Annotated in this window: 12 protein-coding genes; 1 reads left to right on the top strand and 11 read right to left on the bottom strand. The window is 62.3% G+C overall.

Annotated elements, in window-relative coordinates; all coding sequences use genetic code 11:
* The first annotated feature begins 59 nt into the window (after nucleotides 1–59).
* Nucleotides 60–788, top strand: coding sequence for a DUF3800 domain-containing protein (locus AC1DG4_RS16075; RefSeq protein ID WP_477420298.1), 729 nt, complete (start codon nucleotides 60–62; stop codon nucleotides 786–788).
* Between the two features lie 63 nt (nucleotides 789–851).
* Here the strand turns inward: AC1DG4_RS16075 and wecB are convergent, their stop codons facing one another.
* The 11 genes from wecB to AC1DG4_RS16020 all read right to left on the bottom strand — a co-directional run bounded on the left by wecB (nucleotide 852) and on the right by AC1DG4_RS16020 (nucleotide 13,846).
* Nucleotides 852–1,976, bottom strand: a complete 1,125-nt coding sequence (gene wecB / locus AC1DG4_RS16070; protein WP_477420296.1) for a non-hydrolyzing UDP-N-acetylglucosamine 2-epimerase — start codon at nucleotides 1,974–1,976, stop codon at nucleotides 852–854.
* Entirely contained in the window at nucleotides 1,973–2,641 is a 669-nt protein-coding gene (locus AC1DG4_RS16065) for a hypothetical protein (protein ID WP_477420294.1), read from the bottom strand. The genes wecB and AC1DG4_RS16065 overlap by 4 nt, the downstream gene beginning before the upstream one ends.
* Before the next feature lie 151 nt (nucleotides 2,642–2,792).
* Nucleotides 2,793–3,461 carry a hypothetical protein gene (locus AC1DG4_RS16060; RefSeq protein WP_477420292.1) on the bottom strand — a complete coding sequence of 223 codons (669 nt, stop codon included), beginning with the start codon at nucleotides 3,459–3,461 and terminating at the stop codon, nucleotides 2,793–2,795.
* Nucleotides 3,462–3,607: 146 nt separating this feature from the next.
* Entirely contained in the window at nucleotides 3,608–4,897 is a 1,290-nt protein-coding gene (locus AC1DG4_RS16055; protein ID WP_477420290.1) for a glycosyltransferase, read from the bottom strand.
* Nucleotides 4,898–4,958: 61 nt separating this feature from the next.
* On the bottom strand, nucleotides 4,959–5,414 hold the full coding sequence (locus AC1DG4_RS16050; RefSeq protein ID WP_477420288.1) for an exosortase/archaeosortase family protein: 456 nt from the start codon (nucleotides 5,412–5,414) through the stop codon (nucleotides 4,959–4,961).
* 1,049 nt (nucleotides 5,415–6,463) lie between these two features.
* Entirely contained in the window at nucleotides 6,464–7,930 is a 1,467-nt protein-coding gene (locus AC1DG4_RS16045) for a sodium/solute symporter (protein WP_477420286.1), read from the bottom strand.
* A 373-nt stretch (nucleotides 7,931–8,303) separates the two neighbouring features.
* Nucleotides 8,304–9,011: a LytR/AlgR family response regulator transcription factor gene (locus AC1DG4_RS16040; protein ID WP_477420284.1), complete on the bottom strand. Its 708-nt coding sequence runs from the start codon at nucleotides 9,009–9,011 to the stop codon at nucleotides 8,304–8,306.
* Nucleotides 9,008–10,177: a sensor histidine kinase gene (locus AC1DG4_RS16035; protein ID WP_477420282.1), complete on the bottom strand. Its 1,170-nt coding sequence runs from the start codon at nucleotides 10,175–10,177 to the stop codon at nucleotides 9,008–9,010. Before AC1DG4_RS16035 ends, AC1DG4_RS16040 begins: the two co-directional genes overlap by 4 nt.
* Nucleotides 10,178–10,220: 43 nt before the next feature.
* Nucleotides 10,221–10,439, bottom strand: a complete 219-nt coding sequence (locus AC1DG4_RS16030) for a YbdD/YjiX family protein (RefSeq protein WP_477420338.1) — start codon at nucleotides 10,437–10,439, stop codon at nucleotides 10,221–10,223.
* A 24-nt stretch (nucleotides 10,440–10,463) separates the two neighbouring features.
* Nucleotides 10,464–12,758, bottom strand: coding sequence for a carbon starvation CstA family protein (locus tag AC1DG4_RS16025; RefSeq protein WP_477420280.1), 2,295 nt, complete (start codon nucleotides 12,756–12,758; stop codon nucleotides 10,464–10,466).
* Nucleotides 12,759–12,769: 11 nt separating this feature from the next.
* The gene (locus AC1DG4_RS16020) at nucleotides 12,770–13,846 is read right to left on the bottom strand and encodes a hypothetical protein (RefSeq protein ID WP_477421341.1); all 1,077 of its coding nucleotides are present in this window, start codon (nucleotides 13,844–13,846) and stop codon (nucleotides 12,770–12,772) included.
* Between the last annotated feature and the right edge of the window lie 117 nt (nucleotides 13,847–13,963).

Below are 13,963 nucleotides of genomic sequence, written 5' to 3'. Positions count from 1 at the left end.
AGTATTCTGGGTAGTACGAAGCGTGCTCGACGGCATGGTCCGCGCATACGCTCGTGAACGTGCGCCTGATCTTCATCGATGAATCCGCTCGAGACAACCGTTACTACTTCTTCGGTGCACTGATCGCTGATGCCAGTGCCGTGAGGATGATCGAAGACGGCATGAACGGTATCGCAAGGCTGATCGCCGCGCATCATCCGTCATTCAAGGTAGACACTGAGTTCCACGGCGTTGACATCTTCCATGGCAGGCTTGGCTGGAAGTCTCTATCCCCCGCCTGGCGGGTGAAGGCATGTGAGCTCGTATCGAAGGTGATCGCGAGATCATCGGCAAGGTTCATCTTCCGCGGGACGGATCTTGTTCGCCACCGTGAGTGTTATGAGAATCCATATCCTGCGCATTTGCTCACGCTGGCGCATCTGCTCGAAGAACTGCATTTCCAGCTACCGGCGCAGGGCGATCAGGACAAGCTTGGCCTTGTCCTGGCGGACGAGCACCATATGGCGCCTAGCGCTCGTCGCAGTCTCCGTCATCTCAAGGCGGCGCCGCGGCCCGGATATACGACAGGCACACTCGACAATATCGCCGATACGATCTACTTCGGGCCGTCCAATGAAAGCAGACTGCTTCAGGCCACAGATGTCGCCACGTACTTTCTCAATCGGAATATGACGATCACAGAGCGTGACCTTCGTGCACAGCGGGCTGTGGAGCGGATCGTCAAGAACATACGCCTTGTAACTGATCGAGAGTACATTTGGCGACCCAAAACACAACGCCCCGCGTGAGCGGGGCGTTGGCTGGTGCGGGAGGCCTTGCGGCATCCTGCAACGAAGATACTACACGAGTATTCAAGCGGTCGCGAAACGTGGTGTCGTTGAGAGGAGCGCCAGTTCCTTCTGCTCAGCAAGCCTGATCGCGATCTCCGCAATCCTGTAGCCGGCAGACCCGTCACCATACGGCGAAGGCGTGACCTCGAGCCTCTCCGGCAATGACTCGTCAGCAAGCACAGTCGCGGCCGCATCGCGAATGGACATCTCCGGAGTCACCAGTGTGGAAAACCCCGCGTCGATCGACTCGGGCCGCTCGGTCGAGCGGCGAACCACCAGGAGCGGCTTCTTCAGCACAGTGACTTCCTCCTGGATACCTCCAGAGTCCGAGATGAGAAGGGTCGCATGAGTGGCCAAGCTCAGAAAGTGACTATGCGACACGGACTCAAGCAGCTGGACTCGGGCAAGCAAGTGCCGAAGACCGAAGCGCTGGGCCGCTGCGACCGTCCGAGGATGAGCCACGAAACGTACGGGGAGCGGCATTGCTGCCAGCGCCATGAGGATTCGTTCGAGCGCTTCGGGCGCGTCAGTGTTCTCCGGTCGATGGATGGTTGCAAGGATGAAGTCGCCCTTTTCGACGTCCTGTGCCGTATCGGGCATGGCCAGCGACCGGAGCGTCGCTTCAACCACCGTGTTCCCAGTGACGTAGATGCGTTCACGATCTACGCCTTCGCTGAGAAGATTCTCTGCGTTGTACGACGTAGCGGCGCAGTGAACGTCGGCGAGCACGCCGACGATCTGTCGGTTGATCTCCTCAGGCATGCCACGGTCATGTGAGCGGAGGCCCGCCTCGACATGGATGACCGGGATGTCCAGATAGTTGCCGACTTGCGCTCCGATGGAGGTGCTGTTTGTGTCGCCTTGAACGATCAGCGCACGAGGGCGGTCTTCGAGAAGCATCTTTTCGAGCTGCGCAATACCGGAAGCGATCTGAGCTGCACGGGTGAGGCCGCCGATGCCGCTGAGCGTCTCGACGCCTGCGGTGATCCCCTGCTCGCGAAGGTACTGACCGGACATGACATCGTCCCAGTGCTGCCCTGTGTGAATCACTCGGGCTCGTGGTCCGAGTTGGTTCACGACTGGCGCGAGCTTGATGATCTCCGGACGCGTTCCGAGGACAACGGCGATGTCTCCGCGGGAACTCATCGCTGCGCTCCAGAATCTGCGGCGTTGTCATCCGTTCGGGATCCGGGTGTGGGGGCGGCAACCTGCACGATCAGGTGGAAGAACTGTCCGCACAGGATGAATCCGCCGACGAACAAGATGAGTCCGGTGAGTACACCGTTGTCGGCCCACACCTGCTGCGTTGGAATGAAACCCGCGATGCCGATCGCCGCCGGAACGAGGTAGAGAAGGGAAATGCTCCCGCCTGTCCCTAGAAGGCTGAGCAGGAGGCTGACGATGGCGGAAACAGCGGCCAGCGCGGCCGCCAGAGCTGTGAGCCAGCCGAGGAAGTACTCTCCCGTGATCGTGTAAGCAGCTGTCAGAGCTCCGACCGTGAGCACGGCGTTGGCGACGGCGACGAGCACCGGCGCGAGGGTTCCGCTCGCTGCGGCCAGTCTGCGACCCAGTATGGATCTTCCGGTGATGAGAACCGCAGAGAGAATGAAGGCGAGGGTGAGGGTTGACGTGTTGCCGTTGAGGACCGTCGTTCCCGCCGACACCCACAGCAGGAAGCCACTTGAGGCAATCGTCCCTGCATCGCAGATGAACATACCTGCGGCGCTCGCGATCGCGTCATGGCGCCGGCGGTTAGATCGAGTTCGCCCCTTGGCTTTCGTGGTGGGGTGCATTGGTTTGATGGCTACCATTTGTCGTGACTTTCGTTGAGACAGAGGTCTTCAGGAGAATATCCGCAACAAAGAAGGTGGTTCTCGGTGCGAGTGCCGGGCGATCCCCGGGGATTGCAGCGACGGTCCCGTTGCTGCAATCCCCGGGGATCAGTGGATGGCCGGGAGGGGGTCAGGCTGCGGCGCGAGTGCGACGCTTCAGGAGGACAACGCCACAAGCTCCGAGTGCACCAGCCGCCAGGACCCCACCAGCCACAGCTGGGTTGAGGATCGGCGTACCGACGGTGTCAATGTGCAGCGTCGCCTGGGGCGCCTGGGTCGTCGTCCCAGTCCACGGCGTGAACGTCGCCACGATGTCACCACTAATCGGCCCAGTGGAGACCACCGGGTAGCTCCCGACAATCCCGTTGGCGTCGATCACCACGGTGCCATTGGCGATAGCCGTCGCGGTATAGCTGAGCGTGCGATGGTCAGCCGACAGGGTGCAGGTCTCGCTGTAGAGCGAGGTTCCAGCCGTGAAGCCAGCGCACGCGTTAGCCGCGAACTCAAGGCCCTGGGGAAGCACCGTCTGGCGGCTGGTCGTGTCGCCGACAACGATGGCCGCGTTGCTCTGTGCGGTTCCGTCGCCCCCATTCCACTTGACTGTCCCGGTGGTGCCAACTGCAGAGAAATCTGTCGCGGGAGACGCTGGTACCAGAACAAGGTTACGAACACCGAAATTGGCGTGGCCGGTCGCAGCGTTTGCACCGAGTGCACCGCCGAGCGTCAGTGCAGCTGCAGCGGCTGTGATAGCGAGGATGCTGACGATGCCGCGCCGCTTACGGGTATGGGTGGTAGTCATGGTTACTCCTTGAATAGGTGCGAGGGATCGCGATCTCTCGCTTCTTCCGGTCGTTCGGGTGAGCGCCGGTATTCGCTCCACGATCGGGGAACGAAAGCTTGTAGTGGTATGGCTCATCATCGGGCGGATGTCAGATGAGCGGCACGTCAGGCCTCTTTCGCCACCAGTGACATTTGATTGGATTCGTCGTTTCGACGTGTTTTCGCCCAGCCGTCGCGACCCAGCAAGATGCGGGCGAACGCTCGCGTTGAAGTGATCCACGTGTAGAACGTGTAGATCCAGACGCCCAGCCCCCAGCCGATGGCGGTGAGCCAGGATTCGCGAGGTTCACAGAACTTCTTGTAGACCGGTCCCCAGATGGCGAAGGGGGCGACTCCTACGAGGAGATATACGAAGATCAGCCACCAGTTGTCGGAGGCCCACCCATGGATTCCTCCTGGGTATTGGATCACCGCGTTGACCATGACCACTGCAAGGAATGTCCAGGTCAGGAAGCCCAGCAGCTGGAGGAACGGGAGCATCAGGTAGTAGGCGGATTCGATTGCGCCACCTGGTGTGAAGTGCTGAGAGCGCAGGATGTCCGTGATGTACCGGGAGCATTGGATGTTTCCCTGCGCCCAGCGAGTTCGCTGGGTCAGGAATCGCCGGACGTCGACCAGTCCTTCCTGCTCGACGTGAGCGTCGTGGATGTGACGGATCTCGTAGCCGGCGAGTAGGACGTGAACTCCGAGCTCGTAATCTTCCAGGAGCGAGCCGTGCCAGGGCTGTCCTTTCATGTCGTCGATCGCGTCAAGCACGGATAGCCGGGTGAACTGACCGTTTCCGCCGAGTCCTACAGTCCTTGTTCGGCTCCGCAGGCTCTGCATGCCGGCGATGATTGTGCGGAACTCAAGGTCTTGCATCCGCACCAGATATCGCGAGAACGGCGAGATCTTGTTTCCTGCGGAATCGAACTTGTCGTTGCGGTTTTTCATCCAAACTGTGACCTGTGCAGCACCAACCAGCGGGTCGCCGAAGACCGTGCGCCCAGCTGCCTGATCGAGTGCGTTCGACGACATCTCACCGTCCGCGTCGACCACGCAGATGATGGTGGACGCGAAGTCCGAACCAGCGGGAAGCCAATCCATGAACATCCGATACGCCGCGTTGAGCGCAGCTCCTTTGCCCGTTCGGGCATCCGGACGGCGCCGTGACACCAGGTGCACCATGTCGTCCGTTACCGAACGTCGTCTGACCAGTGCGGCTGTCTCGTCATCACTGTCATCGTCGATGACCCAGACGTGCGCTTGCGGAAACTGATCGCGCAGGCGCGCCATCGTCGTCTCGATGACGGCCTCTTCGTCCCTGCATGGAACGAAGAAGTGCCACTGGAAGTTGGACTGATCCGCGGGAGCTTCCTTGCTTCGGCGCATGAACGGGACGACGATCAGGGTCACGTATGTGAGGAAGGAGATGACCAGCGCAGTCGATACGATGCTAAGTAGGAGAGTCATTGCACTAGCCCTCCGGGTTTCCGATCCGTCGCGGCCCAGGCTCCGCTACTGGCACCCGGTTTCGCATTGCGCGCTTGGAGTTCATCACCCTCAGCATCAGTAGGGCGGTGCCAACGATTCCGATGAGGGCGATGACCGTTCCAACGAAGGTGTGAGCCCATTCGTAGCCGGAGTTCTTCCACCACACAGTCGCGGCCGTGATCATCGCGATCCGCAGAGCGTTCACAACGATCATCAACGACATGCCCATCACGAGAGCCACGATCCATCGAGGCCAGGTGACCCTGGTGAAGGTGAGTACAGCGACGGAGAAGACCAGCAGCGGGATGAGGAGCACAAGCGTGGTGCATTCGGCGGTGATTTGAAGGCCGAGGTAGTGCGAGGGGTCCGTGCGGATCATGAACCGGTCACCCCAGGCGAAGACCTTGTCACCGAGGAACGGCTTCAGGATGCTGGCCATCGCGCGAGCTTCAAGGACGCGAATCTGGTCCTGGAACCGGATCAGGAACACGCAAACGGCGAGGAATGAAAGGCCAAGCAGAACACGAAAGGTTCTGTTGGCTCCCCCGGTCCGTGCGGCTCGCTCCGAGGCTCTGGTTCCCCTCGGTACCGCAGTGATAGCCATCAGGAGGCCGTGTCGGCGCGACGGCGCCACTGGGACCGCATAAGAAGCAGTCCAGCTACAGCCGCGCCGATACCCATCATCGCGATCCCCAGGATCTGGTAGAACGGGACGCCGGTCATCGCCAGGACGCCGCCGGCTCCCGCAGACGTGGGGGGAATGGTTCCATACATGCTAAAGGCCCTTTCAAGTTGTGTACGTGCTATCGGGTGCCGTCGGGTGACTGTGGCTAGCCGTACACTGTGAGAGATAGCGATACTTTGACATTCATTACGAAGCCGGGCTATCCGGAATATCAGTCGATATTTCACTGGTTGCAGCTCGATCTCGGATGCTCTAATGTGCCCAGACGCGGTCGCACGGAAACCCGACGGCTATCGGAGGCGACACTCTGGTCGAAGCGGCTGATGAGATTGCTACACGCAACGTTCGGGCAGGAATAAGTGCCCGCTCACCAAGTCGTTGGAGCTGTACGGCGAAGCCGGATAGCTCCGTCGAGTCCTCGCGCCTAAGCGAGCGGCATCGATACCAGCACGGAGGTCAGCACAACGACGAGGGCGCCGATCATCACCGCCCAGGGTCGGACCGCCAGCGTGGTGCTGGTCCTCATGCTCTCTGCGGCGCTGACCGATCGCCGGGCACGACGAGCCCCCTGCCGACCACGCAAGCGAGTACGGCGGCCACGGGTGCGTGCTCTCGGCAGGCAAACCTTCACGGCTGAGATCCTACTCGCGGGCAAGCYCAAGAGCGGGCTGCGCTCCGCTTATCACCCGGCGACCACCCGCGACGAGACATTGGGCAGAGCGAAACTAAGCTCTCCGGAACATGTCAGTCAGACATCAGGCGCGGCCTCGCCAACATCAGCGCGGACCACAGCGAACCATCGTTCAGCTTGCATCTGGCGCCTCAGGCACATGCAACCGCGACAGGAACCAGTCTGCCCGCCTCGGTCGACGCGAACGGTCACACAATGACACGACAACGATGACGGCAGCGGCAAGACAGACGGTCCACGCCGCCGGCTGTTCCAGAATCGATGCCCACCAGGAATTCCTGGGCACGACTTTCGCTCCGATCAGGGATCCCGCGCTGCTGATCGCACCGACCGCCATGCCCGCGATGGCACCCCGAGCAGTGAGCTTGCGCCACCACACCCCCAGAAGAAGAACGGGGGTGAGGCTGGATGCTGCGAACACGAAGACCAGGCCAACGCTCGAGACGAGGCCACCACCAAGCGTAAGGAACGAGAACAGCAACGGCGTCAGCGCACACGCGATGGCAGAGAATCGGAAGGATCGGACCGTGCCGCCAAAAAGGTCTTGGCTCACGACACCCGCGAGCGCGACGACCAGGCCCGATGATGTGGCCAGGAAAGCTGCGAACGCTCCAGCCACGACAAGTGCGGTGACGACCTGCCCAAGTACGCCTGGCAGCAGTCGCGATGGGAGGGCCAGCACAGCTGTATCTGCCGCACCGGGGGCAGCCAGGTCCGGGACAGCGATGCGTGCGATCAGACCAATTGTCGAGGACACCACATAGAAGGCGCTGATCAGGACGATGACGATGACAGTCGCGCGACGAGCGGAGTCCCCTCCCGGACTGGTGTAGAACCGCACCAGCACGTGTGGTAACCCGATCGTGCCCAGCAGGAGTGCCATCAGCAACGACAAAGTCCGGTACAGGTCGGCCCCTGCCGGACCCGCGCTTTCAGGGAAAGCCAGGTGCGGATCGGGCGGCGAGGGATCCCCAGCGACCACTATCAGCAGCAACACCGCGGGGACCAGCAGGGCAAACAGCTTCAGCCAGTAGTGGAACGCTTGGACCGCGGTAATCGCCCGCATGCCTCCTCCAGCGACAGCGCCAGCGACCACGAGGGCCACGACAACCGCACCCACCCATAGGGGCAGACCCGCGGCGACGTTCAGCGTGATCGCAGCACCATGCAGTTGCGGAACGATGTAGAGAAATCCGGTGATGACGACGATGACGCTGGTGAGCTGGCGGGCGCCTCGAGATTCCACCCGGGCTTCGATGAAGTCCGGGATGGTATATGCGCCAGAGCGACGCAGTGGTGCTCCAACGAACAACAGCACCAACAGATATCCGGCCGCGTAGCCGATCGGGAACCAGAAGCCCGCGGAACCGGAGAGCAGCACAAGCCCAGACAACCCCAGGAAGGTCCCCGCGGACAGGTACTCCCCGCTGATTGCCGACGCGTTCCAGAATGGTCGGACGCTCCGGGAGGCAACAAAGAAGTCGCTCGTGCTACGAGAGAGTCTGACTCCTGCGAACCCAAGGATCAACGTGATCACGAGCACCAGCGCCACCGCTGGCAGGGCAAACGGGCTGGTCATTCGACACTTTCCTTCAACGCGCGAAAGCGACGCTCATTCCGTCGTGCGGCTGTCGCATAGATGAGAGCGAAAACGAAGATGACCGGGTAGAACCCGAACGCGTGAAGCAGCCAGGAAAGCGGTACGCCCCACAGGATGACCTCGTTCAAAACCGACATTGTCGTAAGCAGTACGGCAAGGGATCCCGCGGTCGCCAGGAATCCGACAAGGCACCCAAACGCGAGTTTCAGTTGGGCTCTCATCAGTCCGTACACGTACACTGCCTCAGGTTCAGCGATCGAGTGCCCACTGCGCGCAGCCTCCCGCGACTGAGCCAAGGGCCGAGGAGTTTCGAGCTCCCGAGGAGAATCGGCGGTGACCCGCACGCGCTCTCTCATCGTCGGGAGAGCCGTTCGCGTACGTCGGCGACAAGACGCCGGCTGACAGGTATCTCGATCTCTGGCAGCCCCACGAACGGGGTCGGACCGCCAAGTCGCACGTTGACGATGGCGTCCGATCGAACCAGAAACGAACGATGCACCCTTATGAAGCCTGACGACGACCATTGGTCGTCGAGTTTGGAGATCGGAGTGCGGACGAGGAAGTCGCCGTTGGCGGTCCAGAGACGTGAGTAGTCGCCTTGAGCGTGGACCCACCTCACTTCGCTGCGACGTACGAATCGGGTTTCACCTGCGATGGTCACGGGGATCCGCTCGTCCGGCTGTGCGATTTCGCCTGGCGTGCTTGCTCTGATAGCGCGGCCGACGGCCACGCGCAGTCGTTCGGGTCGGACGGGCTTGAGAAGGTAGTCCACGGCGGCGACGTCGAATGCTTCGACCGCGCGATCGTCGGCAGCGGTAACGAACACGACCGCCGGCCGCAGGTGAAACTGCTGAAGTGTCCGGGCGAGGTCGAGCCCGGAAAGGCCCGGCATATGGATGTCGAGGAACACGATCTTGGCTGGCTCTTCGCTCAGCAGTCGCAGGGCTTCCGCTCCAGTGCGTGCAAGTCGAATGCGACCGATGCGTTCATCTGCGCGAAGAAGCAATGCCAGTTCGTCGAGGACGGGGCCTTCATCGTCTGCAACCAGGACGTCCGTCATGTGGTCCCCGTCTCATGATCTGGTTGAGACCGTGGCACTCGAATCCGTATGAGGGTTCCGGCGCCCTCTGCGGTCTCTACGACAACACCGTTGCCGTAGAGACGGCGCAATCTCATGTCAACGTTTCGCAGCCCGACATGATCGGATTCCGCGCCGCTGAGCAGCGCCCGGGCCATCTCGGGATCCATACCGACGCCGTCGTCCTCTACTGTGATCTCGGTGTGAGCGCCGAGGTCCTCGCTCGCGATGGTGAGGAGTCCGCCGTGGGCCCCTGGCTCAAGACCATGTTTCACTGCRTTCTCTACGAGCGGCTGCAATGCCAGGTACGGCATCACCGTGGTCAATGTTTCGGGTGCGATTCGCAGGCGAACGGTCAAGCGGTCGCCAAACCGGGCGCGTTCCAGCTCGACATACGAATGGATGGATCGAAGCTCGTCAGCGAGAGTCGTGAACTCGCTGTGTTGCCGGAACGAGTACCGTGTGAAATCTGCGAACTCGAGCACCAGCTCCCGGGCACGAGGAGGGTCGGTGATGATGTAGGAGGAGATCGCTGTGAGGGCGTTATAGATGAAGTGTGGGCTTATCTGAGCGCGGAGGGCGAGGAGCTCCGCTTCAGCAAGCGCGGATCGTGACCGTTCAAGTTGCCCGAGCGCGATCTGACCTGCGAACCAGTCAGCGACCCCGCCTGCGGCTCGCACCAAGGGGGCACGGACGGGGTCGTCGAACGCGATCACCGCTCCCCAGACTGCCCCGTCGACCAGGATGGGGGCGCCGACTGCTCCAAATCCGCCTTGCTCGCCGTGCCGCCGAATGTAGATCTGATGCCGGTCTGTTGACGTCAGCTGCTCTGAGATAGTCGACACTGTTTCAGCAAGCCCGTCGGCTGGCCCATCGAACGCGATCTCACCGTTAGGTCCGGTCAGCGCAACCGCTCGTGCTCCAAGTAGTGATCGCACATGTCGCGCTGCACGTGCGAGGTCCGTATCTCCCGATCTTCGGATGTCCGCGGCTGCCTTCCGTGCAGTATGCAGGGTGCGGTAGGTAGCTCGTTCTTCGCGGGATCCGAGGTCTTTTGAACCCATCGCAAGTCTCCGAGCCAGGAGCAGCACGATGACGAGTGCGGCGCCGATACCGGCGCCGCACAAGAGGAGCACGTCATCGGGCATCCCCACATTGTAGGACTCGACGTGCATTGTCACAGGGTGATATTCAGCAACAGCGCGAGCCCGGGTTCGCGTCTTGCTCGGCATAGTGCCGGCGCCAGAACTCTCGGACGCTCATTGGTTCAGTACCCGGGTGAGCCATGCGATGATGCTCCGAGTAGGTGCCGTAAGAGGCGTCCCCCATCAGATTTGTGGTGTACCACCAGACTGCACGCCCCGCCCGGCGGAGCTCGCGCCCGGCGCGGGAGAGGATCCTCCCCCGCACCGGGCGCTCAACTGTGGTGCTCACTCAATGCCCTCGCGAAACGGAGGGGCGCAGCTCGTCGGGAAGCTCCAACCATTCCTTCTCGATTGCACGCTCGGTCCGAGTGGCGATCAGGCCGTCCGGCGCGAACCGGCGAGATGCGATGGCCGCGTCCTCGTGGTTCTCTCCCCCACCCTTCATGACGTTCCGGATTGCGGAGATCACAGCGACGAAGATCACGATGATGGTCAACGTCACGAAGATGACGCTGAGAACCCCCTGAATCATCGTGTTCCTCACCACTGCTTCCATCGCCGTCACCGTCTTCGCGGTACCGAAAGAGGTCTTCCCCTCGGCCAGGGCCGCTCTGAATGCCCCGTTGCTCGCGAAGTATCCGATCGCCGGCAGCGGCGAGAAGATCTTGTACATGGATGCCGTGATGGTGACCGCTGCGGTGAACGCAAGCGGGACTGCCACGATCCAGAGCCACCGCGCATAGCTTCGACCTCGTTTGGCGATGATAGCCAGCACCACCGAGAACGCGATGGCCGACAGCAGCTGGTTGGCGATACCGAAAAGCGGGAAGAAGGTGTTGATTCCGCCGAGCGGGTCGGTCACGCCCAGAATAAGGATCGACCCCCACCCGGCGACCATGATCGCTGTGGTGATCCAGACTCCGGGCCGCCACGTGACGTCCTTGAACCGCGGGATGAACGTGCCGACCGCGTCCTGCAGCATGAAGCGGGCGACACGGGTGCCCGCGTCAACAGCGGTGAGGATGAACAGCGCCTCGAACATGATCGCGAAGTGGTACCAGAACGCCATCAACGCGGTGCCGCCGAACGCCTGCTGCATGATGTGTGCGATTCCGAGGGCGAGCGTCGGTGCGCCTCCTGTGCGGGAGACGATCGTCTCCTCACCAACATTTGCTGCCGTCTGCGACAGAAGCTCCGGGGTGAGATGAACACCTGTGATTCCCAGCGAGTTCACCCAGGCGACCGCGCCTTCCACGGTGCCTCCGGTAGCCGCTGGCGAGGAGTTCATGGCGAAGTAGATGCCCTGGTCGATCGAGACGGCCGCAACGAGCGCCATGATCGCCACGAACGACTCCATGAGCATTGACCCGTACCCGATGAATCGCGTCTGGCGTTCCTTCTCCACCAGCTTCGGGGTCGTTCCGGACGCGATCAGTGAATGGAACCCGGACAAGGCACCGCACGCGATGGTGACGAACAGGAACGGGAAGAGTGGCCCGGCGACAACGGGCCCGGCGACACCTGAAGCGAACTGGCTGAACGCGGGGACGTGGATCGCTGGCATGACGATCACGATCGCGCCGGCGAGAACGACGATGACACCGACCTTCATGAACGTGGAAAGGTAGTCGCGTGGTGCGAGCAGGAGCCACACGGGAAGGACTGCGGCGACCAGGCCGTAGATGATTATGCCCCACGCGATGGTCTCCTTGGGGAGGTGGAAGATCGCGACGCCCCAGTCGGTTCCGGCCACCCATCCGCCGGCGATGATCGCACCCATGAGCAGGACGAACCCGATGATCGAGACTTCAGTGATGCGTCCCGGGCGCAGGTAGCGCAGGTACACCCCCATGAACAGAGCGATCGGGATGGTCATCGCCACGGAGAAGACACCCCAGGGGCTCTCACCAAGAGCGTTGACGACAACGAGCGCGAGGATCGCGATGATGATGATCATGATGAGCAGCGAGGCGATGATTGCCGCGGTTCCGCCGAAACGTCCCAGCTCCTGCTTGGCCATCTGACCGATGGTGCGTCCGCCGCGACGCATCGAGAAGAACAGGACGAGGTAGTCCTGCACCGCCCCTGCGAACACAACACCGACGATGATCCAGAGGGTTCCCGGCAGGTAACCCATCTGCGCCGCGATGACAGGGCCGACAAGGGGTCCGGCTCCCGCGATGGCGGCGAAGTGGTGGCCGAACAGCACTCGACGGTCAGTGGGCGTGTAATCCTTGCCGTCGTTCTTATATTCGGCAGGGGTTGCCCTGCGGTCGTCGGGCCGGGTGATGTACTTCTGAATAACCTTGGAGTAGAACCGGTAGGCGATCAGGTATGTGCAGACTGCGGCAAAAACGAACCACATGGCGTTGACGGTCTCGCCGCGAACGATGGCGAGCATCACCCATGCGACACCGCCGAGCACAGCGATCGCCGCCCAAAGAAGGACCTTGGACAGCGTCCAACGCGCTTCCTTCGCGCGTGCGTCATCGGGCACGGCCGTAGGGGGTAGCGAACGATCGATGAGGATCGTCTCACCGCCACTCGTGTCGGTGCTGCGTGCGCCGGAATCGTCGACTGCCATACGAGTTCTCCTCATAGTTCTTCGCCGCCTCGTTGCGACCTCGTCATGCTAGGAGGGAGCGTCGCGTGCGGCGTGCCGAGTGAGTCCGGGCATCGCCCGATGCGACGAGTGGCCGTTTCTGTGCGACGAGCGGACCCCTGTTTGTAGACGAACGGGCGATGGTTCGGCCCCGAGGTTGCGGTCAGCTCTGGGAGTTCTCTTCCACGCTGATTTGCGTTGGGAACATCTGTTCTGCGATGCGTTTCCCGCCGCGCACGCTGATTGCTGCTGCCGCGGCGACATACTCGCTGGCCGGGTCCCACGGGCGGTACCAGTCCAGTCGGTGAGCGTGGCGGGATTGTCGAGCACGTACGCGTACTTGTTGAGCGTCTGCCCAAGGGTTGCGACGCCTCGCCAGGTCTCGGCTTGCATCCAGGACGCAAGCCCCGATTGGTAGTCGCGGGCGTAGTAGTGCTCAGGCCGGCGACAGGGTTGGTMTGCTCGCTCGTGTACCCGACCGGCGTCCTCGTGGTCGCGATGGGGAGGTGGACGGACGCGAGCTTGTCTTCCTGCCCGGGGGCCGCCTCGGTTCCTGCGCCGGCGTAGAGCGTGCCCGTGGCCGGCTCGAGGACATCGAAGTCGGAGTAGCTCGACGCGGAGGTTGTGACTCCGTCCGCTCCCGCGGTCGCGCGGACGGTGCGCTGCCGGTCCAGGTACAGCCACGCGCTCGCCGTGCCGGAGCCGGTGGTCGTGATCTGGTGGTCTGGTCCTTGAGGCCCATAGACAAGGCTCGTGGTCAGGGTGCCCGTGTCCCATGCGATCGGCGTCAGCCCGTCGTTGAACACCCGGGCGGTCTTCCCGCCGAACATCGTGAGGTCACCGACGCCCGGGCAGCCGGGGGTCGTGCCTCCGATGCCGCACCCGGTGAGGTGCGGGCCTGCACCGTTGCCGTTCTTCTTGTTGTCGTTCTTGTCGTCGGCGAGCCCGGTGGGCAGCATCTGGGTCACGGTTCGGGCGAGGCCGTCGTACGTGTAGGCGGTGTTCTGTCCGTCGTCGCGGGTCTGGGCGAGGAGCCGGCCGGTGTAGTCGAACGTGTTCTTCGCGGCCACCGTCGTTGTCTCCGTCTTGCCGGAGTTCCCCTTCACTTGCCGAGTCGACTCCGTCGACTGGACCGTCAGGTTCCCCGCAGGTCGACCTTGCTGTGACGGTGCTGGTGGCGGTCAGCC

This window comes from Microbacterium sp. 05N427, from assembly GCF_056397105.1.
The sequence above is the reverse complement of the archived record's forward strand: the minus strand, read 5'-3'. Positions and strand labels throughout refer to the sequence as shown.